The 25,510-nt window shown below is 55.7% G+C and carries 22 protein-coding genes; 13 read left to right on the plus strand and 9 right to left on the minus strand.

The window, feature by feature from the left end; translation table 11 throughout:
• Together VFA09_03860 and VFA09_03865 are read right to left on the minus strand one after the other, a co-directional pair.
• Positions 1-185, minus strand: a 185-nt coding sequence (locus VFA09_03860) for a hypothetical protein (GenBank protein HZU66390.1), incomplete at its 3' end; no start/stop codon positions are given.
• A gap of 30 nt (positions 186-215) precedes the next feature.
• Positions 216-407 (minus strand): hypothetical protein, encoded by a 192-nt coding sequence (locus VFA09_03865; GenBank protein HZU66391.1) that lies wholly within the window; start codon positions 405-407, stop codon positions 216-218.
• Positions 408-737: 330 nt separating this feature from the next.
• On the opposite strand from VFA09_03865, the gene VFA09_03870 reads away from it, so the two are divergent.
• From VFA09_03870 to VFA09_03880, 3 genes are read left to right on the plus strand one after another with little or no spacing between them, the layout of a single operon-like run.
• The gene (locus VFA09_03870; GenBank protein ID HZU66392.1) at positions 738-974 is read left to right on the plus strand and encodes a ferredoxin; all 237 of its coding nucleotides are present in this window, start codon (positions 738-740) and stop codon (positions 972-974) included.
• Positions 971-2,485 (plus strand): FAD/NAD(P)-binding oxidoreductase, encoded by a 1,515-nt coding sequence (locus tag VFA09_03875; GenBank protein ID HZU66393.1) that lies wholly within the window; start codon positions 971-973, stop codon positions 2,483-2,485. Before VFA09_03870 ends, VFA09_03875 begins: the two co-directional genes overlap by 4 nt.
• Complete coding sequence (locus tag VFA09_03880; protein ID HZU66394.1) at positions 2,482-3,708, plus strand: cytochrome P450; 1,227 nt, start codon at positions 2,482-2,484, stop codon at positions 3,706-3,708. The genes VFA09_03875 and VFA09_03880 overlap by 4 nt, the downstream gene beginning before the upstream one ends.
• Before the next feature lie 85 nt (positions 3,709-3,793).
• Here the strand turns inward: VFA09_03880 and VFA09_03885 are convergent, their stop codons facing one another.
• Positions 3,794-4,813 (minus strand): serine/threonine-protein kinase, encoded by a 1,020-nt coding sequence (locus VFA09_03885; protein HZU66395.1) that lies wholly within the window; start codon positions 4,811-4,813, stop codon positions 3,794-3,796.
• A 307-nt stretch (positions 4,814-5,120) separates the two neighbouring features.
• On the opposite strand from VFA09_03885, the gene VFA09_03890 reads away from it, so the two are divergent.
• From VFA09_03890 to VFA09_03910, 5 genes are all read left to right on the plus strand, one after another.
• Positions 5,121-5,750 carry a hypothetical protein gene (locus tag VFA09_03890; protein ID HZU66396.1) on the plus strand — a complete coding sequence of 210 codons (630 nt, stop codon included), beginning with the start codon at positions 5,121-5,123 and terminating at the stop codon, positions 5,748-5,750.
• 492 nt (positions 5,751-6,242) lie between these two features.
• A complete protein-coding gene (locus tag VFA09_03895) occupies positions 6,243-9,341 on the plus strand; it encodes a LuxR C-terminal-related transcriptional regulator (protein HZU66397.1) in 3,099 nt (1,032 codons plus the stop codon).
• 653 nt (positions 9,342-9,994) lie between these two features.
• Positions 9,995-10,357, plus strand: a complete 363-nt coding sequence (locus VFA09_03900; protein HZU66398.1) for an SCP2 sterol-binding domain-containing protein — start codon at positions 9,995-9,997, stop codon at positions 10,355-10,357.
• Complete coding sequence (locus VFA09_03905) at positions 10,354-12,444, plus strand: glycogen debranching N-terminal domain-containing protein (GenBank protein ID HZU66399.1); 2,091 nt, start codon at positions 10,354-10,356, stop codon at positions 12,442-12,444. Before VFA09_03900 ends, VFA09_03905 begins: the two co-directional genes overlap by 4 nt.
• 679 nt (positions 12,445-13,123) lie before the next feature.
• The gene (locus VFA09_03910) at positions 13,124-13,369 is read left to right on the plus strand and encodes a hypothetical protein (GenBank protein HZU66400.1); all 246 of its coding nucleotides are present in this window, start codon (positions 13,124-13,126) and stop codon (positions 13,367-13,369) included.
• A 141-nt stretch (positions 13,370-13,510) separates the two neighbouring features.
• On the opposite strand, the gene VFA09_03915 is transcribed toward VFA09_03910, so the two are convergent.
• Positions 13,511-13,918: a hypothetical protein gene (locus tag VFA09_03915; GenBank protein ID HZU66401.1), complete on the minus strand. Its 408-nt coding sequence runs from the start codon at positions 13,916-13,918 to the stop codon at positions 13,511-13,513.
• A gap of 530 nt (positions 13,919-14,448) precedes the next feature.
• Here VFA09_03915 and VFA09_03920 point away from each other — a divergent pair.
• The 5 genes from VFA09_03920 to VFA09_03940 all read left to right on the plus strand — a co-directional run bounded on the left by VFA09_03920 (position 14,449) and on the right by VFA09_03940 (position 19,400).
• A complete protein-coding gene (locus VFA09_03920) occupies positions 14,449-14,826 on the plus strand; it encodes a hypothetical protein (protein HZU66402.1) in 378 nt (125 codons plus the stop codon).
• A 110-nt stretch (positions 14,827-14,936) separates the two neighbouring features.
• Complete coding sequence (locus tag VFA09_03925; GenBank protein ID HZU66403.1) at positions 14,937-15,674, plus strand: thymidylate kinase; 738 nt, start codon at positions 14,937-14,939, stop codon at positions 15,672-15,674.
• A 141-nt stretch (positions 15,675-15,815) separates the two neighbouring features.
• The gene (locus tag VFA09_03930) at positions 15,816-17,612 is read left to right on the plus strand and encodes a hypothetical protein (protein ID HZU66404.1); all 1,797 of its coding nucleotides are present in this window, start codon (positions 15,816-15,818) and stop codon (positions 17,610-17,612) included.
• Positions 17,613-17,627: 15 nt separating this feature from the next.
• Positions 17,628-18,083: a hypothetical protein gene (locus VFA09_03935; GenBank protein HZU66405.1), complete on the plus strand. Its 456-nt coding sequence runs from the start codon at positions 17,628-17,630 to the stop codon at positions 18,081-18,083.
• Between the two features lie 45 nt (positions 18,084-18,128).
• Entirely contained in the window at positions 18,129-19,400 is a 1,272-nt protein-coding gene (locus VFA09_03940; protein ID HZU66406.1) for a glycoside hydrolase family 5 protein, read from the plus strand.
• 260 nt (positions 19,401-19,660) lie between these two features.
• Here the strand turns inward: VFA09_03940 and VFA09_03945 are convergent, their stop codons facing one another.
• From VFA09_03945 to VFA09_03965, 5 genes are all read right to left on the minus strand, one after another.
• Positions 19,661-21,082, minus strand: coding sequence for a GH1 family beta-glucosidase (locus VFA09_03945; protein HZU66407.1), 1,422 nt, complete (start codon positions 21,080-21,082; stop codon positions 19,661-19,663).
• Positions 21,083-21,217: 135 nt separating this feature from the next.
• Positions 21,218-22,306, minus strand: coding sequence for an ABC transporter ATP-binding protein (locus VFA09_03950; protein ID HZU66408.1), 1,089 nt, complete (start codon positions 22,304-22,306; stop codon positions 21,218-21,220).
• Between the two features lie 65 nt (positions 22,307-22,371).
• On the minus strand, positions 22,372-23,490 hold the full coding sequence (locus tag VFA09_03955) for an ABC transporter ATP-binding protein (protein ID HZU66409.1): 1,119 nt from the start codon (positions 23,488-23,490) through the stop codon (positions 22,372-22,374).
• On the minus strand, positions 23,490-24,500 hold the full coding sequence (locus VFA09_03960) for an ABC transporter permease (GenBank protein HZU66410.1): 1,011 nt from the start codon (positions 24,498-24,500) through the stop codon (positions 23,490-23,492). Before VFA09_03960 ends, VFA09_03955 begins: the two co-directional genes overlap by 1 nt.
• A 3-nt stretch (positions 24,501-24,503) precedes the next feature.
• Positions 24,504-25,487 carry an ABC transporter permease gene (locus VFA09_03965; protein HZU66411.1) on the minus strand — a complete coding sequence of 328 codons (984 nt, stop codon included), beginning with the start codon at positions 25,485-25,487 and terminating at the stop codon, positions 24,504-24,506.
• Positions 25,488-25,510 lie beyond the last annotated feature (23 nt).

The raw sequence follows: 25,510 nt of genomic DNA on the forward strand, positions 1-25,510 counted from the left end.
TGGGCTTCGTCGTACTGGTGGACATAGAAAGCGATCAGGCGTAAGAGTGGGGCCTCGTAGCGATGCACCAGCGCTTCGAAGGCGGCTTGATCGCCGGCCAGGGCCTGTTGCACCAGCTGGCTATCGCTGCTCGTTGGGTAGGCTAGCGCGGTGGGACTCGTCGGTTGCTGTAGTGGTGTGAGCATGGTTCTTCCCTCGTAAGTGACGAACTGACATCATGTCTGGTACATGCGGCAATCGGCCCTGCTCTCCCTGTCTGCCCGGCCATAGCCTACTGTGTGCTGCCACCGCCGCTGCTTGGCGGCACCTGTGCCGCGGTCAGACAGAACGACAGGCCATGCTGCCGGGTCGCGGCGCGCACTCGCGCTCAGGTCAGGTGAGGGGAGCAGGTCCAATTGTGCATGCACTGACCCACTCAGTGTACTTATCCAAAGCCGCTACTACATCCCCAGAACACACTATCTTTTTGCGGTGAATGTCTCCTGTCAAGCGATGTAAACACACTCCATCACACGCCATGCCTGGCAGCATAGTCGCTCACCATAGGATACAAAGACAGCGTGTTTCAAGCATGTATTTTTGTTCTTGCACGACTAGACTTGTGTCAGAGGACAGGTATTGCGTATAGGGAAGTGAGGCCCCTCCCTTATACATGAGCAAGCAATACCGCCTCCCGGTATACATTCACACACAACGTTGCGCTATTCCACACAAGCGAAAGGAGCGTTCACTTGAGAATGATCGTCGACTTGACGCGCTGTCAGAGCTATGGACAGTGCGTCTTTCTCGCCCCCAACGTCTTCCGTTTCCATGGCGAAGAAGCCCTCGAATATGACTGCGCGCCCGATGACCATATGCGTGAGCAGGTCAAATGGGCTGCCGCCGCCTGCCCGGTCCATGCCATCACCCTGGATTACCGTGATGAGCAGCCTGAGACCGTTTCCCAACCACAGCATCCCGGAGCAAGGCCATGATGAGCAGCCCCGCCCCTTTCTCGAACCGCTCCACCAATGGCCACATCGTGATCGTTGGCGCCTCCCTGGCCGGTTTGCGCGCCGCGGAGACTCTGCGAGCGGAAGGCTTTACGGGCCATCTGACCCTCATTGGTGATGAACCCTATGAACCCTATGACCGTCCCCCCTTGTCCAAATCCGTCCTCGCCGGATGGATCTCGGATGAGCATACTACCCTGCCCCGGCGGCAGTATATCGAGGCTGAATGGCTGCTGGGCGCCAGAGCTACAGCGCTCGATCTGTCCAACCGGCAGGTGCAACTGGCTGATGGGCGCAAGGTCTCTTTCGATCGCCTGTTGATCGCTACCGGCGTGCGAGCCCGTCCCTGGCCGGATAAGGAACAAGCAGCACTCGATGGAGTGTTCACGGTACGCACGCGTGATGATGCAGCCCGGCTTCATGCGCGATTAGCAGCGAAACCCAAACGTGTGCTGGTCATTGGCGCCGGCTTCACCGGCTCTGAGGTGGCTTCTGCCTGCCGCGAACTCGGCCTGGAAGTCACGGTCACGGAGCGCGGCGCGACCCCACTCCAGGGAGCTCTTGGTCAGGCCGCCGGTGCCTATGCCGCGGCTTTACAGCGCCGGCATGGGGTGGATTTGCGCTGCAATACGACGGTTCTGGCTCTGGAGGGAGATGCCCAGAAGAAGCTACGCCGGGCCCAGCTCTCTGATGGAGACGAACTGGATGTGGAAGTAGCCGTCGTGGCCCTTGGTTCCCTACGCAATGTTGAGTGGTTACGGGGTGCAGGACTGGCCGCTGATGGGCGTGGCGTGGCGTGCGATGCCGCTTGCCGTGCCTTCGATGCAGATGGAGTAGTTACAGATGACATTTTTGTGGCAGGGGATGTGGCGCGCTGGCCTCATCCACTCTATGACGGCGAGCTCCTGGTGGTCGAACACTGGAGCAACGCGGTCACCCAGGCAGAGACGGCGGCTCATAACATGCTCGCCACACCTGCGAGGCGCCGCGCGCATAAGCATCTGCCCTCCTTCTGGTCCAACCAGTTTGGCACCAATATTAAGGCGATTGGTTTGCCCAGCTTTGCCGATACGATTGTTCTGACCCAGGCATCATCGCAGGAGCGCCGCCTGGTCGCTGCTTACGGGCGAAAGGGCCGCCTGGTGGCTGTGCTGGCCGCTAACGCACCCAGGTTCTTGCCAACCTATCAAGCGCTGATTGAGGCCCGTGCATCGTTCCCTCCAGATCTGCATGCATCAGACGGGCCGACGGAGTTGCAACTCTTGCCAGCAGGCTTTCCGGAGCCGGGGCACGCCACCCCTGATGCGGGCGCCATGATTACGGGTGCTGGCCCGAACACGCCGGAACAGCGGGTTGAGGGAGAAGCGCTCAGGCTGCTGGATCCACGTGTCCCGCCTGGCGCGCCACCCCTCGTAACACTGCATGCGAACGGGGCCGGTATGGAGCAGCAATTCCCTCTGCAAGAAGTACAAATGGGAGGAGTGCGTTCATGACCCAGACAGCTGTTATTCCCATAGAGAAACTCTTTGAGCGAGTACTCGACCCGACCAGTCGGGCCAATCCCTACTCGCTCTACGCCCGCCTGCGCGAGAGGCCGGTTTCGGTGCAGGAGGGTGGGACTTATGTCGTCAGTACCTACCAGGAGATTCGCATGCTGCTCTGCGATCCGCGCATCAGCTCTGATGCGCGTAAGAGCGCGCACCCGGCTAGAACCCTGGATACTGCGACGGAGGCAGCCACGCCTCCATTGATTTTAACCGATCCTCCTGAGCATACGTGGCTGCGCAGGCTGGTGATGCATCAGTTTACACCGCAACGGATTGCGAGCATGCAAGAGGAAATCGAACAGGTGGTCAATGATCTGCTCGATGCCAGAAAGCAGCAGAATCAGTTCGACCTGGTGCAGAATTTTGCGTATCCGCTGCCGGTGACGGTGATTTGCAGGTTGCTCGGTGTGCCGCGCGAGGACGAACCACGCTTTCGTGGCTGGTCTTCGGCGCTGGTGCGCACGCTTGATCCGCAAGAAAGTTTAAGCGATGCGGAGGTGCAGCAGGCAATACAAAGCCGCACACAGATGCGTGAATATATGAAACAACTGAGCGCGACACGCCGTGCGCACCCCCAAAATGATTTGTTCTCTAGCCTGGTGATTGGAGATGACCCGGATGGTCGCTTGCCTGAATCGGATCTACTGGCGACGATGCAATTGCTGTTAATCGCCGGCCATGAGACGACCGTCAATTTGATCACGAACGGTATGCTGGCGCTGCTACGGCATCCAGAGGTGTTCGATAGCCTGCGTCGTAACCCGACTCTGGCGATCCCGACGGTAGAAGAGGTCTTGCGCTACGATCCGCCGGTGCAGTTTCGCACGCGAACAACGCTTGCCGATATACCGGTCGCCGGTGTGACCATTCCACGAGGGGCGACGGTTGTGCTGTTACTGGCTTCGGGAAATCGCGACCCGGCGCGCTTCGTCGATGCCGATCGTTTTTGGCCTGAGCGGGACGATAACGAGCATCTTGGCTTTGGTGGTGCCGACCACTATTGTATTGGCGCACCCCTTGCACGGCGTGAAGCGGTGACGGCTTTAAAGGCGCTCGCACGGCGTCTGGATGGCCCGCGACTGGTCACCGACCCGCCACCTTACCGGAGAAATGCTGCCTTGCGTGGCCCGGAACACTTACAGGTCGCTTTCGATCATTTAAGCGACTAAGAGAGTTCTCGCAATTCCGTGAGAACCGGAGGCTCTCTCCTCTGCCGGGTGATGAGTACTGCCTGGCAGAGGAGACTGGCTCGTTTTATCCTGTGTTCGCGACGGGTGTTCTTTGCGGTTTCCCATACCCGGCCCGATTAAACGTGAAGCCGGGCACCTGAGGTGATGACATCATATATCTGGGAGCGCTTGAACCTCTTTCGGCCAGACTTGCCTCTTTCAAAGCGTCCGCAAACTCTCCCACGTGGGAAAAACGCTGCTTTGGATCTTTGGCAAGCGCTTTGAGCACCACACGCTCGACGGCAAGTGAGATGGAGGGGACGAAGTCACGCAGGCAAGGTGGAGGGGTTGACAGGTGTTGCAGGCAGATCTGCAAGCCCGTCCCCGAAAATGGTTCAGAGCCGCAGAGCCAGCAATAGACCATGACTGCCAGAGAATACTGATCACTTGCCGGCAGCGGACTTCCCTCGATACGTTCGGGAGATAGGTAGAGAGGTGTTCCTACTAATTTATTAGCCACGCTGGGGGAGGCCCTCTTTCCTGCCCGCATTACATGAGCAATGCCGAAATCAGTGAGCCAGGCGTCTTGCTTCGTTCCTAATAAAATATTACTCGGTTTGACATCACAGTGAATCAACTGCACATTATGAATGTACTGCAATGCGCTTGCAATCTGTAAGACAACAGGCACAATGGTGTGTACGGGGAATGCGCTCCCTTTGGGGAAATGCTGCCCGAGGTCTCCCATGGGGGCATACTCCATGACCAGAAAAGGCATATCCTGCGCAATATTAAAATCGAGCATGCGCACAATGTGTCGATGCTGTAAGTGCCATAGGAGGTAGACTTCTAAATGAAAACGCTTGACATCCTCCTCGCTGGCAAGAAAGTCGTCCAACAGCTTAAGCGCTACCCGAGTCCTCAAATACGTATTCATGCTCAGGTAGACGCTGGCGTGGCCCCCCTGTCCAAGACGGCGCAGCAGGGTATAGTCGCCAATCTGTTTCGCACTCAGAGACCCATACCCGGGTCTGGTGGTGCTACGAAAGGGAGTACTCTCATGAGGAGCGACTCCTTCCTCTACCAATTGATTGAGTTCTTCCATAGATGATCTCCAGCTTCTAACTCACGAGGCGGACAGACCCCAGGCGCTGTTCCTGCAGGCTCGGAGCGATCACATGGATTCGGGTCTATCTGATTGGGAATGACATCGTCTTCGCTGTTCTCAGTTTACTGATGTGTGAATGAGAATGCATCTTTAAAATGCACTATTTTTCCGTTGGCCTTGCGCCCATTCCAGGTAAAAAATAGCGCGTTCTAAGCATACATATTCATTTCCGTTTCGGTATATTGATAATCTGATTGTACGGGTGAAAAACCATTCTTTACTCTAATGAAGGAGGGACAATAGTATGCACAACCGATTAAAGCGTGCTCTGAGCAAAACGACACTGGCGACATGCGGTTTGCTGCTTGTTGCAACGTTAGTGGCTGCATGTAGCAGCCCGTCACGTAGCTCGACATCTCAATCGGCTTCGACACACATAACGACGCCAACCCCGGCTTACACACGAGGTGCTTTAGTGGCACTTGAGGGCAATGGCTTCAAGATAAGTTATCCCCCAGGTTTACATGTGAGTAAATCTGACCCGCACCTGGTTATCTTGACGAATGGTGCCGGTACTATCAAGATAACGTTCACGGTAGTGCCGGATGTCCATGGGAAGACCAGCGCGGCTTCGCTTCTGAATGCCGCGGTAAACGCACAAAAGGTTCCGTTGAAGAATGTACAAATAGTACCGGCACCGCCTACTACGACGGTAGGAGGCACTACCTGGAATCAGGAATCGGTTTCTGGAACTCAACGATTGAATGCTACCAATACTATGATGCACTCAGTTGTAATGGCCACTATTCATCCGGCAAACTCCCCAGCGAGCCAGGGGTATACAATTGCGTATAGTGCGCCGCAATCGATGTTCAACGCAGCGAACACGACCTACTTCCAGCCAGTACTCCAATCATTCAAATTCCAGCCGTAACCGGCAGGGGCGGGTGTTGTAGTGGATGGGAGGCTCGATTGGAGGGCGACCACAAGGGTGCGCTCCTACCCTACATGTGGTGGGGCAGGCCCTTGCGCTCGCTCTCCAATCCCATATAGCAAAATGATGACGCGAGTAATTAGGGGGACGAAAATGGCAAGTTGGGGGTCAATTCGCGTAGTGCCGTGGCTCGCTACGCGCTAGAGTGCCAACTGGTATAGTGACTAATTTGATCGTGATCAAATTGTGATGTTAGAGAGAAGCTTGCTTCTCCCTTTTTTCAGGCCGCTCGTAGCCGCTCTTCATACTGCGCAGCTTTCCATACCTGCTTGCTTTAATGAAGCTTACCAGGCGGATTCTTTAAATCTGGTGCTAATATGCCTGTTTAGAAAAAGGCACTCTTGCAAATGTAACAAGTTATTGTATATGCTCATAATCGTGTGGGAAGATATAAAGTAGAGATATTTATCTGTGACTACATAGGATACCGCTATGCACCAGATTATTGCGCAAGTGGGAGGGGGCCGATTATACCAATTGTCAATCAAAGCAGATCCGATTGTCGTTGGTACCCCTGCCTGGTATGATTGGCTGGACCAGAATACCGCTTTTCTCTTCACCGATCATGTAGGAAGCTTTACCGCGCGTAAGAGCAGTTCCATTTACAATGATCAGGATTGGAGCGCTACTCGTTTTTGGAAGGGCCGGTTCTACCATATTCCCCTGGGCCCCAGCCGTTCACTCACGCTCTCACGACTGCAAGCCGCGGTGGAACGGCTCATTAGTGGCTATACTACAACCGATCTGATCGACGTGTCCGCGGAGTGCTTTTCCGCCTCCTTGCGCCCGGCATATGGGATAGGATTTCCGCTTGATCGGGCGGAGGGATTGGTGCAGGCCAAACTCCAGCGACCCGTGCTCAGCGAGGACCTGCTGGTGCGCCAGCGGCTCATCGCCCGCTTGCAAAGCGGGCTGCCTGGCCGACTCACCTTGCTGTGCGCCCCGGCCGGCTTTGGCAAGTCGACCCTGCTGGCGCACTGGGCCGCTCGTTGTGGACGGCCGGTGGCCTGGCTGGCGCTGGAGCCGGGGGATCAAGACCTGGCGGTCTTTGTGCGCCTGGTGCTGGCCGCCCTGCGCACCTGCTTTCCCACGGCCTGCCCGGCGACGGCCCGGCTGCTGGCCAGCCAGCAGGGCCTTGACATCGAGCCGCTGGCCGCCGCGTTGCTGGCAGACCTGGCTGCTTTGCCGGGCGAGGCGTTGCTGGTGCTGGATGATTATCAGTTCATGCAGCGTGACGGGGTGCAGCGCTTGCTGGCGGCGCTGCTGGAGCACCTGCCGCCCCGACTGCACCTGGCCCTGGCCTGCCGCTGGGACCCGCCGCTGCCGCTGGTGCGCTGGCGAGCCAGGGGCTGGCTGCAGGAGGTGCGGGGAGCCGAGTTGTGCGTGACGGAACAGGAGACGGAGGCGGTGCTGGCCGCGCTGGTGGGGGGCGAGCGGGCGCGGGCGAGCGCGCGGGTGGTGTGGCAGCGCACGGAGGGCTGGGTCGCGCTGGTACGCCTGGCGGCGTTGGGACTGCGCCAGGCGGCAGACGCGGCGGCGTATCTGCAGCACTGGAGCAGCGTGCCCGATAGTGCCAGCCGGCGCTACCTGCTGGAAGAGGTGCTGCTGCAACAACCGCAGCGGGTGCAGCAGGTGCTGCTGGGCACGGCGCTGCTTAAGCAATTCAATGAGTCGTTGTGTGCGCGGCTCCTGGAGGGCGAGGAGAGCCGGGAGTCGGTGGCAGGATTGCTGGGATGGATGGAGCAGGCGCAGTTGGTAGAGCCGAGGCAGGAGGGAGAACCGGGCTGGTACCGGTATCGTGTGCTGCTGCGGCAGGTGCTGGAGCAGCGGGTGCGCGAGGAGTGGAGTGCGGCCGAGGTCGCGTGCTGGCATCGGCGAGCCAGTGAGTGGTATGCGAGCCGGGGGGAGATAGTCGAGGCGGTGGAGCAGGCGCAGGCGGCGGGAGAGGGAGAGCGAGCGGTACAACTGGTGGAGGGGCAGGTGAGGCGGCTTCTGGAAGAGGAGCGAGTCGAGGAGATGGAGGGCTGGCTGGAGCGATTGGAGGAGGAGCAGCGAGAGGGGAGTGCGGCATTGCTGCTGGCGCGTGCCTGGCTCAAGCACGTTCATGGCCGCTTGATGGAGCTACCAGGTCTATTGATGACTGCCGAGCAACGCTTAGACTTCCAGTTCAGGGATGCAGGTGATCCAGATAATGCTAAATACTGGTTTCTGCGTGCATTCCTTGCGCTCGTCTGGAGCCAGTTCCAGTTCTTTACGGGGCAGATAGAAGCAAGTCTGGAGAGTGCCCACTCAGCGCTGGAATGGATTCCGCCCGAATATGAATATATAGCAAGTCATGCCCTTTCAATCCTGGCACTTTCAAGGCAAGCCAGCGGGCAGCAAGATGTGGCGCTCTTTGAACTCAATAAAGCCCTGAGAGACCAATCGGCGCGTCATAGCGTCACTGCTCGTCTACTCTTCACTCAGGCCATCATTTACTTGAATGCGGGAAAACTGCAACAGGCCGAACAGACAGCAAGACATCTGCTTCAGGTTGCCCGGCAAGCCGACCTGGCGTTGAGCCAGACCTGGGCCCACCTGTTGTTAGGAGTGGTGCATTATGAATGGAACCAGTTGGATATGGCGGTGAATCACTTCAACACAGTGATCGCTAATCGGCACCATGCCCATTTTTTTGCTGTACGTGATGCTCTATGCGGTTTAGCCCTCACCTATCAGGCACAAGGATTGAGTAGCCAGGCGAAGGAGATTGCTCGTACCTTATTGGAATGGGTTTTAGAACAGCAGAACATGCGCGAATTAGTAACTGTCTATGCTTTCCAGGCACAATTAGCCTTGCTCCAGGAGGATGTGGAGTCGGCTGAGATATGGTCTGTAATGGCAAGAGATCAATCAGTGCCAGGCTCGATACTGTTCTTTGATTGCACCGAGGCTCATTTGTTACTCGCCAGAGGTGACGAGCCGGGTGCAGTACAGGCTCAAGCGCTCCTTAGCCAGCGCTTGCAGCATGCAGAATCAAGCCACAATAGACGTATGACTATCAAAGTACTGGCTATGCAAGCATGGGCTTATCGGATACAAGGCCATGAGACCGAAGCGTTAAAGGCGCTGAAACGGGCGCTTACTCTGGCACATTCCGGCAGGTTTATTCGTACCTTTGCCGACCTACCATCATTAGCCAGGATGCTACCAGAACTGCGCAAACCACGCAAAGCGCAACAGATGATAGATGCCCCCCTCGCGGCTTATCTGCAGCAGATCCGGATGGCGTTCAAATCCGAATCCTCGCGGCCTGTTTCCGAGGAAGTGCGGCTACAGCAAGAGGGTCCAGAACTCTTGACCAACCGCGAGCGACAAATCCTGGGCTTGCTCAACAGGAATTTGACGAACAAAGAGATTGCCCGTGAACTGGTCGTCACACCAGGAACGGTCAAAGTGCATACCAATAGTATTTATCGCAAACTCAGTGTGAACAATCGCCGGAGTGCTATTATGCTTGCCAGATCGCTTGGCATTCTGGTTACACAGTGAAGTACCCATGCCTGGCAGACCTGTCTTTTATAGACAGTATCGCGCTTTGTCATCATTGCTTGGATCAAGGGCAGGAATAGTGGGAGCGGAGGCGAGCGTGATTGGGGCAAAAAAACAGTGTGTTTACAGCATGCATTTCTGCCCTGTATACGTTATAGTGCATTCACACACGCAATCAGTCTTGTCCTAATCAAAGGAATGAGAGTACGCGCCTGATCTTCCTATTTGACTAGAGGAAAAGGTCATCACGGAGCCGTAACCTCCTTTCACGCCAGCCGGATCTTCTATGCAGGCCTGGAGCGTAGCAGGAGTGCTACGTTGCTGGCTGTTCGTGTAGGGGGGATTAGCAAGCCGAACGAAACTTGTAGGAGTTCTCTTACGAGTTTCGTTCGCCAGGCTATTCCGCAACAGGATGGTATGAGTCCGTTATACAGGCATCCGCTCTTTCACATACGTGACCCCTAACGTAGCTCGTAAAACAGTGTGTTTTAAGCATGTCTCATCGCTCCCAGGCGAGTACACTCAAGGGATAGGGGCTATGAAACGAGCCTCTGATAGAAACGCAACAATGGAATAACAGGAATGGGGCCCATCCTTGTCAGGTCGCAACGCTGAAGCGCTACGACTGGGGAGTGCCTCCCGTGAGGTGAACTATGGCGAATACGACGACTACTTTCTTCGAGCACCTGGCTCAACGTGGCAACGAACCCTTGCTTCATCATGTCTCTGGCAGCTTCCGCTTTGATATTGCCGGTGAGGGAAGCTGGTACGTCGTCACGAAGAACGGATCGCTGTCAGTGAGCAGAGAGGGAGCAGGGGCAGACTGTGTGCTTGTGTGCAGTCGCGAAGACTTTGACCGTATGGTGGTGGGACAGCAGAATCCCACCACGTTACTTTTGCAAGGGAAGCTGCAGGTGAGAGGTGATCTTGGGCTGGCGCTGCTGTTCCAGCGCCTTTTTCCCGATGAAAGCCTGGCCGGCAGTACACAGGGAAAGAAAGAGGGGCATGACTCATGAGCGAGAAAACGATCAGTGTTCTCGAAGGAAATAATTTTGTGGTCAGTGACTTGCGTGGAGACATCGATGCCTCGCCAACGGAGACATTGGGGCTATTTGCCTGGGATACCCGTTTTCTTTCACGCTGGCTCCTGACGGTAGACGGTCTGCGCCTCAATGTCCTCTCGACGGATGATCTCGATTACTTCTACGTACAATACTTCCTCGTTCCAGGAACCGGTACCATTTATGTAGACGCTGATCTGTCCATCATTCGCAAGCGGGCAGTCGGTAACGGCTTTCATGAGGATTTGACGATCCTCAATCACAAAGATACCCCGGTCGATCTCAAGGTGCGTATGGAGGCAGGATCCGACTTTGCAGATCTGTTCGAGGTCAAAGATGCCCTGAAGAAGAAAGGAGCATTTTACCATCGCATCGAGCCTGATCGCCTGATACTCGGCTATCGTCGTGACCACTTTGTGCGTGAGACCTTGATCGCGGCCAGCGCGAAAGCCGATATTGACGAACACGGTTTGAGCTTCACGGTGCATATCGATCCTCATGGTGAGTGGACAACCTGCCTGAATGTCGTCGTTGCCTTAACAGGCTTCGGGGAGTATCGCAAGGAGACCACCTATGGGCACGGAGATCAACGCTCGCGATCCACCGTGAAGAAGAATCTCCAGAAGGCCGGTGAGGCTATCCCGCGTCTTTCGTGTGACTGGCCTGCTCTGCCGGTCACTTATCGCCGGAGTATTATCGACCTGGCGTCGTTGCGCTTTTATCCGCTAGCGCTGGGAGGACAGGCGGTTCCAGCGGCCGGCTTACCCTGGTTCATGACGCTTTTCGGTCGAGACAGTCTGATTACCAGTTACCAGGCGCTCCCGTTCGCCTCGAGTGCGGCGGTAGCTACCCTGCGTGTTCTGGCCCAACGTCAGGGAACCCGGATCGATGATTTCCGCGACGAGGAACCTGGGAAGATCTTGCACGAGGCCCGCTTTGGTGAGATGACCGCCTTCGAGGAACGGCCCCACTCGCCCTACTATGGGGCCGCCGATGCCACGCCTCTATTTCTCATTTTGCTTGATGAGGTCGAGCGCTGGACCGGTAACGTCGAGCTGGTACGGCAGTTAGAGTGGGAAGCTCGAGCGGCATTGCGCTGGATTGATGAGTATGGAGACCGCAATGGCGATGGCTATGTCGAATATGCGCGCCGCAACCAGCAGACGGGATTGGAGAACCAGTGCTGGAAGGACTCCTGGAATTCGATCCTGTTTGCCGATGGCACGCTTTCACGCCTGCCGCGTGCTACCTGCGAGATTCAGGGGTATGTTTACGATGCAAAGAGGCGTTGCGCGCGCCTGGCACGAGAATTCTGGAATGATCCCGCGCTGGCCGAGCGCTTAGAGAAGGAAGCGGCGGAACTGAAGCGGCGGTTCAATCAAGACTTCTGGCTGGCGGACCGCCAGTGCTTCGCGCTGGCGATTGATGGAGATGGGCGCAAGGTTGACGCGCTGACCTCGAACATCGGTCACCTGCTGTGGAGCGGCATCGTCGAGCAAGACAAAGTGAAGGCGATTGTGACGCACCTGCTCGGTCCTCGACTGTATTCTGGTTGGGGCGTGCGGACGATGGCGGAAGGCGAGGGGGGCTACAATCCGATTGGCTATCACGTAGGTACGGTGTGGCCACACGACAATGCGTTGATCGCGATGGGTCTGAGGCGTTATGGCTATCGCGAAGAGGCAGCACGGGTGGCGATGAATATGTTCGAGGCGGCAAGCTACTTCAAGGGACGGCTGCCGGAAGCATTTGCGGGCTACCGCCGCGATCTGACCGAATTTCCGGTGGAATACCCAACGGCGTGTAGTCCGCAGGCGTGGGCCAGCGGGGCTCCGCTCTTGCTGCTGCGGGCGATACTTGGCTTAGAGCCGGTGGGTGAGCACCTGGTGGTTGATCCGGCCATCCCCAGTCAGCTTGGGGAGATCGAATTGCTCGACATCCCTGGGCGTTGGGGGCGTATCGATGCCTTCGGTCGTGGCAGGATTGATACAGCCGCGCTGGAAAGCAAGCCAGAGCCGGCACAGGAAAAGGTCGTTGTATAAAAACGGTAAGATAGCGATACGATCTTCCCCACTATAGAGGGGAGATCGTCATAGGAGGAGAAGAGAGAGCGTGGGGTAGAAGTATTTCCAGAAGGGAGCCTGGTCTGGGTAATCAATGAGAGTCCTTTTCGCGGGCTGAGAGGGACGATCCGGTCTATCCACCGGATCGCGGATGATCGAGACGACCCCTTTTGTTTTTACCTGGTTGCGCTGGAAGGAGTCTATCTAAAGGAACCCTTGTGGTTTCAGTACCACGAGGTAGAGCTTGTTGCTGCTCCGTCCAGTGTGCGTGTTGCGGAGTAATTTGGCAGACGACTCCAGCTGCGCAACTGATCTAAAGGAGAGGACCTTCGCTCCTGATGAATGTTGCCGTCCGAAAGGGGGAACAGTGTGTTTTGAGGATTTCATTTGAGCCTGGAGCTACTACACTACAACTGGTGGTATGGTTTCTTCCGGGTTTGGAGTGCATACCTTCGAAATATGGCAATTCCGTTCTGGGTTGTCAAGTTGCGCAAGCATGAGATTCTTCGCTTCTCTCAGAATGACATGCATGCTCTTTTCGTGCAGTTGGATCGAGAGGACTGAGATTCTTCGCTTCTCTCAGAATGACATGCATTACGGTGAGAGAAGGACAGGCTGGCAATGATAAAAGGTGAGGAAGAAAGGAAGAAAAACGGTAATGGGAATGTTGCGAGTGATATCAAAACGCGGAGATGATCGACTGCAATGGAATGAGCAGGAGGTGCTGGCTGGTAACCCCGAGGCGCAGGCAGCAGTCCGGGAAGCAGAACGGATCTTCACGCAAGAGCAGGCCAGAGGCTCGACGGGGTATCGAGTTGATGCGGGCAAACCGATTGAGCGGCTGGGGCACTTTGACGCCCAGGCCGAGCAGATTGTTATGGTCCCGCGCGTTGTGGGGGGATAAATGCGCTAATGCCAGGGATATCCCTGGCGAGTTTCCTCTTGCTACCCGGGCTGTTCGCAGTCAATCATGCAGGTCTCCATCCTTTGAGAGGAAGTGCCAGGGACTTCTCCCCAAAGGATGGAGATTTTTTATTTCCTATCGCTACGAATCGGCGTAATGAAGTAAAAACGGGATGAAGCGGTTCGCCTTTTGCAGGTAGGCTTCTTCATCCGCCTCGATCATGAGCTTGTGAATGACCACGGTGTCGGCATCGGGTACTGACTCATGAGGTTGCAGGCAGAGATACATGGTTAATTTCCCCTTTTCTCTCACCTGCACTCGACCGGCTGAATGTGGTATGCGATAGACGCGGTCTGGATTGCTGGGGCTGGGAATGTCGATATAGCCACGCTCGATCAATTGTTTGTATTGTTCAGGGGTCAAGATAGAACGGAGAAGTTCTCCCGCTCGCCGATTTGCGGCTGGCCGCTGAAAAAAGCTGTTGACGATGAATGCCCCCAGGAGGATGAGAACAATAACAACGATGAGAATGGTCACCAGTACATCCATATTCAACTCCCAGCAAAAATCAAGTTCTTCTTGCAACGCCTTTAGTAGACCCGTGGTTAGGAGTCCCCGGTTGATGGGTACGCATCCACTATAATATCCACGGAACAAAAACGTATGCTGTAAATAGACTGCTTTTGGCTCTCCATCCTTTGGGGGTCACCGTATTCCTGGCGATTCCCCCGCCCGTGGGCGCGGTGATGTTGTTTAACAAAATGGTGTGGAAATTGGCCCGCGTGCCGCATTATTTTGTTAAAGCATAATCTAGCCCCTACCCCCGAAGAAATAGTGTAAACACACTACAAGGCCCTGCCAGCTCACGTGTTTGATTGCCATAAGAGCACACAAAATAGTGTGTTCTAAAGGTGCGTTTTTCAGGCATTCGATTCTACACTTCGATGGTGTGTGTTTGAGGAAGGGTAGGTAGAGAGATACGGCGGCTTCTTTTTCATCTGGATACAAGGGAGTATCTACAGGAGTAGATGGGTATCGAGCCGGTTTCGCATTACATCAGCATGCGAGGAGATCAGCATATGCATAAAGACGACCAGCCATCTCCCTTTCCCGTTTTTATGAACGATGATATAGGGGAAAACTATAGCGCCGGTTTGTACCAGAACCTGGCGGAAGCAGAGCTGGATGACATCCTGAAAAGCAGCTTTACTCGTACATCACGATCTGAGCAGGAATTCGAAAGCACTCCTCTGCCTCTTGATGCAGCCGAGGGTATGATTCGCCTGGCCATTATTGATAACGGCACTATCATTCCCGTGATGAGCATCGCCGAAGTAGATACGCCCCAGACAGTAGCACAGCGCATGGCTTTATGCGCGCTTGCGGCACGAGCTATTATTGATAGCCTTCTGGAGGTGTTCGCTGACAGGCATGGCCGGGAGAACGAAGCGCGGTAGTGATACCATAGATTCTGAGCGAAGCGAAGAATGACATGCCCTGTGTTTGCTCCGCTCAGGGATTCGGCTTATTTCGCTCAGCATGACATGTCACCGTGGAAGGATTGCTTATGGAGAGATATGGATCGCGTGAGTATCCAGGTCGCCTGTTTGTTGTGGAGGGTATTTGTAGTTCGGGCAAGAGCACGCAGCTGGCTCTGCTTCGTCAATGGCTCATCAGTGAGGGCTATCTCGTTTTTTCTAGCGAGTGGAATTCATCGCCGCTGGTGAGACGAACGACGAAGAAGGCGCTGAAGAAGCAGTTGCTGACGCCGACGACTTTCAGTTTACTGCATGCCACGGACTTTGCCGCTCGCACAGAACACGATATTATTCCACCACTCAAGGCCGGGGCTATTGTGCTGGCGGATCGCTATAGCTACTCTGCTTTTGCCCATGACGCGGCGCGCGGCGTGGACTATTGTTGGGTGCGCGAACTCTACCAGTTCGCGGTGAAGCCGGCAGTTGCTTTCTACTATCGTATTCCCCTGGAAGTCTCGCTCAACCGTATCCTGGCGGGACGTACAGAATTGAATTATTACGAGGCGGGGTTGGACGTGGGATTGAGCAACGATCCACTTGAGAGCTTCAAACGCTTCCAGCAGCGCGTCGTGAATGAATACGAGGCAATGATAGACGAGTTTGGTTTGACGGTGATGGATGCGACGTGGCCAATTTCCGAATTGCAAAGACGGATGCGTGAAATGATTAAACCCTACCTGCCCGGTGCGTGCCGTTTGCATTCAGCGGTGCCGGAAGCGCAGCATAGCTCGCAGCGAGAGTTGTCGGTGGCAACGAGTGAGGGCTAATCAAGGCTTCGTTGCTCCCTCATAACGACGCTCATAACGTTTTCATGACGCCTTCCCTCATACTCTAGCCGTGTCATGTTGAGCGCGTGAGCCGAAGCCCTGAGGAACGAAGGGGAAGAATCATAGCAGAAAGGAGCCTCTATGCGCGTCAATGTTCGCGGTCGTGATGTACTGCCTGCGAGGATGTTCGGCGGTAGCGCTCTCCTGCTGCTCTTTGTAGGCGCCTACTTGATAGGTGTTGCTTTTAAATATATCACTGACTTTTCTCATGCCGATTTTACCCCTGACCTGGGTTTGTTCACTTCCAGCGGGGGGGCTGTTTTAACCTATCACAATGATACGTTCCGCAGCGGGCAAAACCTCGATGAGACGTTACTCAATACCGGTAATGTGAATGTCCAGCATTTTGGGAAGCTGGTCTCCTATCCGGTTGATGGGCAGGTCTATACGCAACCGCTCTTTGTTCCTCATCTCGGTATTCGCGGGCGCCAGTATAACGTAGTGTATGTTGCGACAGAAAATGACAGCGTGTATGCTTTTGATGCCGATCAGCGACACGCGGAAGCTCCGCTGTGGAAGACAAGCTTCCTGCATCCCTCATCTGTGACAAGCGTTCCCGCGACGGATCTCTTTAAGAAGTATCCACATCAAGATATCGAGCCTTTTGTGGGTATTACCGGAACTCCGGTTATTGATCGAGCCGCTAACACGATGTATGTGGTGGCAATGACGAAGGAACGCGGCTATCAATATGTGCAGCGTTTGCACGCGCTCGATATCACGACAGGCAAGGATCGGGCCGGCAGTCCGGTGACTATTTCCGCTTTCGTGAAGGGCAAGGGCTATGACAGGGTGAACGCAAGCAGCTCGTTGATAGCATTGAATAGCAAGCAGGCCAATCAGCGCCCTGCATTGCTATTGGCGAATGGGGTGATCTACATTGCCTGGGCAGGGTTTGGTGATACAGACCCCTATCATGGTTGGGTGATAGGCTACACCTATGATGGCAGGGCATTCCGGCAAGTGGCTGTCTATAATACGACGCCTGATGGCCAGGAAGGCGGAGTGTGGATGGGTGGAGCTGGTCCGGCGGCAGATACTGAGGGCAATGTTTATTTGACGGTGGGGAATGGCAGCTTCGACCTGGCTCAGCAGGGTCAACGCGATGCTGGGGATAGTTTCGTGAAGTTGAATACGCGCAATGGCCTTGTGCTTTCCGACTACTTTACTCCTTTCAACCAGGCGTGTTTAAGTGGCAGGGATGGAGACCTGGGGGCGGGAGGAGTCTTGCTCTTACCAGAACAGCTTTATACGATTCATCCAAACCTGCTTATTGGAGTGGGAAAGGAGGGGCGGATCTATGTGCTTGACCGGGATCATATGGGCGGGTTCCACGGTTATGCAGGCGCTTCACTGCAATGTGGTTCTAGAGAAGAAGGACGCACTGATATTGATCAAGTCTTGCAGGAACTGCCGGCGAGTTCCACGGATAGCTTTTTCGGCATTCCGGCCTATTGGGTTGGCACAGCTACGAGCGGCCAGCTGGTGTATGTTGGGGAGGCAGGCGATCACCTGAAGGCTTTTCAGTTGAATGGGGATACGCTTTCTGCCAGAGCAACTGCCCAGACAGCAGAATCATATGGCTATCCCGGCGCAACACCCTCGATTTCTAGCAACGCGCGTGTCCCCGGCAGCGGAATTGTGTGGGTGATCAGTCCCGCCAATTGTGATGGGCCTGGCTGCGTACCGAGCGGGCCGGGGGTGCTGCGCGCCTATGACGCGACAAATATCGGCAGAGAGCTTTACAACAGCGAGCAGGATGCGGCACGCGATGGGCTGGATAGCTATGTGAAATTTTCTGTGCCCACGATTGCCGGTGGCAAGGTTTTTGTGGGAACACAAACGAGTTTGACTATCTATGGGTTAGAGACTGAGTGAAAGGAGGCGGGACTCTTGAGGTCTTATCAACAGAAATATGATCAACATCAAGATGAAAAGGCGCTTGTATCCTCTCAGCAGAGCATTCCGCCAGCTCCTTTTCCGCGCAACTATGTGCATTGTGTGTTTGATAATTTGTACGATTTAGTGCAAGCCGTTCACACGCTGCGAGCCGATGGGCATAATTCTGGAGATATCCACGTGATGTCTTGCTGGGATTATGTAGCTGCCGTTGAGCGCGAGCGAGAGCACCAGAATTCTCTCTTAAAAATGCTCACGAGCCTCTATGGTTTCTTAGACGAGAGCTTTGGTGAGGTCTATCTACAGGAGGCCCGCAAGGGAAATCACATGCTTATGGTGCGGCTGTCGAGTTCCAGGCAGCTAAAACGGGTGAGCGATGTGCTGATGCTCTATCACGCGCGTATGGTCAGGTATGTTGACACCTGGACAGTCATGTATCTGTCCCTTTAAAAGCGTAATCGTGTATTCCTTCGCTAACCACGGAGGAGGTTCGTGATGAAAGGAAAACCAGGGGTGAGACATTCCTTTATGATAAAAGATATTCTTCGGAGTCGGAAGCTCCTGTTGCTTGTAGTTGCCGCGGGGATGGTACTTTTCTATGTCTGCCTCTCTGCCAGGAGTGTTCCTGCTGCATTGACTGTGACGAGGAAAAGCACTACCTTTGTGGCGAAGAGACCTGCTGAACCATGTCAATCCAACCATGACGCGGGTTTTCTGACGGCGATTGCATCGAAGTTGGTAGATGCTTCAGGGTGCCGGGTGTATCTTACGGGGGTGAACTGGTTTGGGTTTGAGACGAGTAGCTTTGCGCCGCATGGACTGGGAGTTCGCAACTGGCAAGCTATGCTGAAGCAGATGGCGCAATTGGGTTTCAATACGCTGCGCCTGCCGTTTTCCGATCAACTCTTTGACCCGTCAAGCGTGCCGCAAGGTATCAACTATCGGTTGAACCCTGATCTGAGGGGTCTGCACGGGCTAGCGCTGATGGATAAGATTATCGAGGGGGCGCGTAAGGCCGGCTTAAGGGTGATCCTTGATCATCACGATGCCTCTGCCGATGAACGTTCCGCGTTCTGGTACGACGCCGCGTATCCACAATCGCGCTGGATAGATGATTGGGTGATGCTGGCGCGACACTACCGGGGAAATGATACAGTGATCGGCGCTGACCTTGACAACGAACCGCACTATCCGGCGACGTGGGGCGATGACAATCCCTACACGGATTGGCGATTGGCCGCTGAGCAGGCTGGAGATGCTATTCTGGCTGTCAATCGGGACTGGCTGATTATCGTGCAGGGCATCGATCTCTATCAGGGCGATTCTTACTGGTGGGGAGGAAATCTGGAGGGGGCAGCGAAGCATCCGGTGGTGCTTTCGATTCGAGACAAGCTGGTGTATTCTGCCCATGACTACGGCCCAAGTGTGTATGATGAGCAGTGGTTCAAGGTTTCAAGCCCAGCTGTGCTTACGCAGACGTTGCCGGCCCTCTGGGACAGGCATTGGGGCTATTTACAAAAGGATGGCATTGCGCCGTTGTTTGTTGGGGAGTTCGGCGGACCTTCGATGGGTGGAGATCTTGAAGGTGTATGGCAGCGGACCCTGATATCGTACCTGCATACGCAAGGGATCAGCTATGCTTACTGGGCGTGGAATGCCGATTCGGGGGATACCGGTGGCATCTTGCAAAGCGACTGGAAGACGGTGAACCAGGGCAAGATGAGCGCGCTGAGCGCCTATCAATGGCCGTTGCTGGGCCAGCCATGAGGCGTTGTCCCTACCTCTTGCCCTGCCACGTTTTCTGATGAGGGCAGAAATGCCTCACCCGCTGGAGGGTGATCACAAGGGTCTACATCCCCATCCCAGGCCGCTTCCGCCCTTACTATGATCACGGGACAACTCCGCCGGGGCATGGAGTCATAGTATGGGCGGGGGTAAGGGGTGGAGCGGCGGGGACCCTTGTGGTCGTCCTTCTCGGGTCCACGACCGCTCGTTCGCAACAAAAAAGTATCAGGGAGAGAGTGTTCCTACGGGTGGGGGAGCTGCCGGCGTTGTGCTGCGATGAAGGCGGCGTACCAGCGCCCGCTGTCTTTGATGATGCGGCGCTGGGTGGGATAATCGATATAGACGATGCCGAAGCGCTTGCTGTAGCCTTCGGCCCATTCGAAGTTGTCGAGCAGCGACCAGACGAAGTAGCCCTGCACGGGGACGCCCTGCGCGCGCGCTTTGCCGAGCGCCTGTAGATGCTCACTGAGGTACTGGAGGCGCTGTGGATCGCTGACGGTGCCGTTGCCGTCCCAGTGATCGGGGAAGGCGGCGCCGTTTTCTGTGACGATAATGGAACGAGGAGCATACTGACGATGAACGCGCACGAGTACATCTGTCAGTCCTTGCGGATATATTTCCCATCCCATAGCTGTGTAGGAGGAGTGGGGTCCGGCGGCGACCTGTTCATAGGCGGTGGCCGCGCCGTCACCCAACTGGTTTTCTCCTGTGCGGGCACGAATAAGCGTGCGTGAGTAGTTGTTGACGCCCAGGAAGTCGATGGGGGTGGCGATGATGGCGAGGTCGCGATCCTCGATTGGCGGAGGGGCAACTCCTGCGTCGTCGAAGAGGCCTTCGGGATAGGTTCCGCGAAAGATGGGATCGAGGAACCAACGATTGCTCATTTTATCTGCCAGCTCTACCGCATGTAGGGTCTCAGGGTCATTATTTGCGGGATAAACAGGCGTCAGATTCAGCGTAATCCCTAGCCGGGTAGATTTTCGCCTGTGTGCTTGCAGGCGTGAGAGGGCAAGGCCATGCGCGAGCAAGAGATGATGAGCCGCTATATAAGCCGCTTGCTTATCGCGTATACCTGGAGCATGTACGCCGGTTTCATAACCCAGATAGGCCGAACACCAGGGCTCGTTGAGCGTGGTCCAGTAGTCGACGCGATCTGCCAGTCGCCGCGCGACTACCTCCGCGAAGTCGGCAAAAGCGAATGCGGTCTGACGATTAAGCCAGCCGTTTTGCTCATGGAGGGCCAACGGGAGATCCCAATGGTAGAGGGTGACAAAAGGCGTGATTCCTCGCGCCAGGAGTGAATCGACTAAACGATCATAAAAATCCAGGCCGCGCTGGTTGATGGCTCCTGTTCCCTGGGGAAGGATGCGCGGCCAGGCGATGGAGAAGCGATAGGCGTTGAGGCCGAGTTCGGCCATCAGGGCGACATCCTCCGGCATACGGTGGTAATGGTCGGCGGCAATATCCCCGTTCTCTCCTCGCTGGACCTTGCCCGGAATGGCCGCGAACCGATCCCAGATAGATAGACCACGCCCATCCTCATGTGCCGCGCCCTCAATCTGATACGATGCGGTGGCGGCGCCCCAGAGAAAGTCTGTGGGGAAAACGAGATCTGCGGAAGAATTCATGCTGGTTGCTGGTTTCAGGTGATCAATGATGCTCATTTGTTCTCCTTGAGTGGATGTTCTTTTGTAGCGGGCGACCACCAGGGTACGCCCCTACGGCTATTGAGTTTTACCAAAATAGTCTGGCGATGTACGGGGGCCGATCAATCGGCGCGGTGTACGGTGAATCGGCCCCTACGGCACAGCTGTGGAATCGGTTGGTCGGGTTCCACCGTAGAGGAAACAGTGGACCCAGTGGCCCTTGCCCAATTCGGTGCGCGGCGGAAACTGTTGCTGGCAGATAGGCATGGCGTGAGGACAGCGAGGGTGAAAGCGACAGCCGCCAGGGGGCTTGATTAAGCTGGGTATATCGCCGCTGCCATTTCCACTCACGACCTGTTTTGCCGGTATCCAGGGTGATATTTTGTGATCGGCTTGTGGGCCGGTTGAGCCGAAGCGGTCGGGATCGGGGGCCGACGAGAGCAAGAGTTGGGTATAGGGATGTTTTGCTTGCTGGATGAGTGCTTCGCTGGGGCCGCCCTCGACCATTTGACCGGCGTACATAACGAGCGTTTCGCCGGCAAAATAGCGGGCGCTGGCGAGGTCATGTGTGATATACAGGAGCGCCAGCTGCTCTTCTTCTTTGAGGCGGGTGAGTAAATTGAGTATGTCGAGCCGGATGGAGACATCGAGCATGGAGACGGGTTCGTCGGCGAGAAGGACTGAGGGTCTGGCTGCCAGGGCACGGGCGATGGCGATACGCTGCCGTTGTCCGCCACTGAGTTGGTGAGGAAATTTGGGGATGAATTGCTCTGCCGGGGTGAGGTTTACTCTTTCGAGTAGCGATGCGATGAGTTGCATTTCCTCGGAAGCGTTGCGGGCATGTCCATATATGCGCAGGGGGCGGCTAAGGTGGTGATGCACAGTATGCATGGGGTTCAATGATGAGAATGGGTCCTGAAAGACTATTTGTACGTGGCGGCGGTACGCCCGTAAGGCCCTTTCTCCGCCGGCTTTGATCACTTGCTCCCGGTAGCGAATGACGCCGGAAGTGGGAGCGTAGAGCCTTGCTAAGAGGCGAGCGACGGTGGTTTTGCCACTGCCACTTTCTCCTACCAGGGCTGTCGCGTGACCGGCACGCAGCGCCAGCGTGACATCTTCGACGGCATGGACTGCCTGTGCCGTGCCAAAGAGCTTGACCTTATGCACGGGAAAATCCTTTTTCAAATGTACTGCTTCCAGGATGGGTTCTTCAGTAGTTGGTGTTGCGATCTTCGTTGACATGTTCAGACTCCAGATTGTGGTGTGCAGATTCTTCGCTTCGCTCAGAATGACATGCCTGCGGCATGTTAGTTGACATGTTCAGACTCCAGATTGTGGGGTAAGCTCCCAGGATTCAGATCGTTATCGTAGAGATGGCAGGCGACGCAGGGACCATGCGCGGTGGATAACGTCTCCAGGGCGGGCGCTTTCGGCCTTTTCGATGCCACGGGCAGCAATGCCGGTACGCTGCTATGACAGGCTGGGAAAGCGAACGAGCAACGGGGATGGAATGCGCATCCCGATGGTATTGAACGCAGGTCGGGCGGTGAGCCGGGAATGCCTTTTAAGCTGCGAGAAGGACCATGCAGCTTTGGGAATGAATGCAGCAGCCCGTGGGTGTAGGGGTGACGTGGCGTGCGAAGCAACTCTTCCCGTGTTCCCATTTCGACGATGCGGCCCGCGTACATGATGGCGATAGTGTCGGCAATTTCCAGCAGGAGTGAGAGGTCATGCGTGATGAAGATGACCGAGAAGCCTAAATCGTTGCGCAATCTGAGAATCTGGGCCAGGATATCACGTTGCACGACGACATCCAGGGCGGTGGTTGGCTCGTCCATGATGATCAGCTTTGAATTGAGGGCAAGGGCAATGGCGATAATCGCTCGCTGCCGCATGCCCCCGCTGAGTTCATGGGGGTAGCTACGCAGGCGATCCGGGGCAATACCGACGAGTTGCAACAATTCCAGCGCTCGCGAGCGGGCTTCATTACGCGTCATGCGCGGATTGTGGGCGCGCAGTACGTCGGTGATTTGCGTGCCAATATCCAGAACGGGGTTGAGGGCGTTCATCGCGCTTTGGAAGACGATGGAGAGTTCGCGCCATCGAAAGGCTCGTAACTGGGCCGGGTTCAGCGCGAGAACATCGACTGCTCCAGCATGCGAGGAGATTTCGCTTCCTGTTCGCATCGTAGGGTAATACAACACCTGTCCCTGAGTGATGACCGCGGGTGGTTGGAGCAGGCGGGCGATGGCGTAGACAAGGGTTGACTTGCCACTGCCGCTTTCTCCGACCAGTCCGAAGATCTGGCCCGGCTCGATGGCAAAGCTTACATCGTTGACGGCATGAACGGTTCCTTTTGCGGAAACGTAGTCCACACTGATGTGTTTTACCTCTAATAGCGTGCTCATTCGTACCTGTATGGCCATTATACTGCCTCCTTTTTTGCCGGCGCGGGTTGCTTTATCTTGCGTTCCTTGCGCAAGCGTGGGTTGGCTAACTCGTCGATACCGAAGTTGATGAACGCCAGTCCTGCTCCAAGCAGCGCCACACAGCATCCAGGGGCCAGGAACCACCACCACGCTCCCAGCAGCAATGCTTCATTGTTTTGCGCCCAGTAAAAGATGGTGCCCCAGCTGATGGTGGTGACGTCACCCAGGCCCAGGAATTCGAGTCCAACCTGGGCCAGGATGGCGTAAATCACGGTACCAACGAGGCCCGCGGCCACAATCGCGATCTCATTGGGGAGAATTTCGACGAAGACAATGCGCAGCCTGCTTTCTCCGCTGGCGCGTGCTGCTTCGACGAAGTCCCGCTTGCGCATCGAGAGGGTTTGCGCGCGCAGCACGCGCGCCCCCCAGGCCCAGCCGGTGATGGTGACGATGATGGCCATAGGCAGTGGCCCGCGGAAAGGCAAATAAGCCGCCATGATAATGGCCAGCGGTATGGCAGGGATGACGAGAAAGATGTTGATAAGGAGTGAAAGCACGTCATCAATGAAACCACCAAAATAGCCGGCAGTCAAACCAACGATAACCGAAACGATGGTTGCCAGGAGTCCGGCGCCGAATCCGAGCAATAGCGATACGCGTGTGCCGACTATTACCTGGGCGAAGACATCCTGCCCGGTCTGGGTGGTGCCGAGCCAGTGTGCTGCCGAAGGGGGTTGAAGCACGTCGGGACTAAAGGCGGTGGGACTCTGCTGGATCAAGAGAGGTCCCAGGATGGCAACCAGGAAGAAAAAAACAATAATGCTCAGGCCGAAGGTGACTTTGCCGTTGGCGGCAAGCCAGCTTCCTACTGTCCGAAGTCCCCGCATCATCCCCACTGCCTGTGTATTTATAGGAACGTTTCTTGTCGCTACGCTTCTTTTTGTAGAAAGCAATGACGGTGGCGCCTGCGCGACGCCTGACTCTGCTTTTCGTTCATCGAGTTGCATGAGCTAACCCCTTTCCTGTCGAGTACGCGGATCCAATACAACATAGAGCAGGTCGGCCAGGAAATTGGCTCCCAGGACGGCGACTGCAATGATGAGAAAGATACCTTGTAGCAAGGCGTAATCGGAATTCTGCACGGCTTGTAGCAGGGCAAAGCCGATGCCTGGATAGGAGAAGACAATCTCTGTGAGCAATGCGCCGCCAACGACGAAACCAAGTGAGAGCGCGAAACCGGTAATGTTTGGCAAGATAGCATTGCGGGCCGCGTAGGTAAGCATCACCCGGCGCTCGGGAAGTCCCTTCGCCTGCGCCATCAGCACGTAGTCTTCGGAAAGCGAGGTCATCATTGCGTTGCGCATACCAAGCATCCACCCGGCGATAGAACTGACGACGATGGTAAGGGCAGGCAAAAGGGCGTGCTGCAGGACGCTCAAGAGGAAATCTGGATTCAGGTCCGGCGCAAGCGAGAGGTCGTATCCACCGTTGAGCGGGAACCAGTTGAGAACAAAGCCAAGCACGTAGAGTGTGATGAGCGCGAGCCAGAAGTATGGGATGGCGGAGAAGAAGGTAAGCACCGGTGGCAGGAAAACACCCAGCGGCGAACCGCGTCTCCAGGCGACAATGATACCCAGCAATGTACCACATACAAAACTGATAACAACGGCTGTTCCCATCAGCGCGAGCGTCCAGGGTAGGTCCTGCGCGATGACGGTCGCGACGGGTGTAGGGAAGTAGGTGACCGAGATGCCCAGGTTTCCGTGGGCCAGGTTCCCAAGGTATTCGACGTACTGGCTCCAAAGGCTTGCATGGCTAACGCCGAAGGCAATCTCCATCGCATGTACTGCGCGTGGATCGATACGTCCCTGCAACCTGGCAATCAGCACCTGGGCCGGGTTACCAGGGACAAGTCGTGGAATGAGAAAGTTCAGCGTTATGGAGGCCCATAGCGCGATCAGGTAAAAGCCGATGCGGCGTAACAGGTGACGCATGCTATCTCTCTCTTTCAGTACAC

The organism is Ktedonobacteraceae bacterium (assembly GCA_035653615.1).
Classification (GTDB): domain Bacteria; phylum Chloroflexota; class Ktedonobacteria; order Ktedonobacterales; family Ktedonobacteraceae; genus DASRBN01.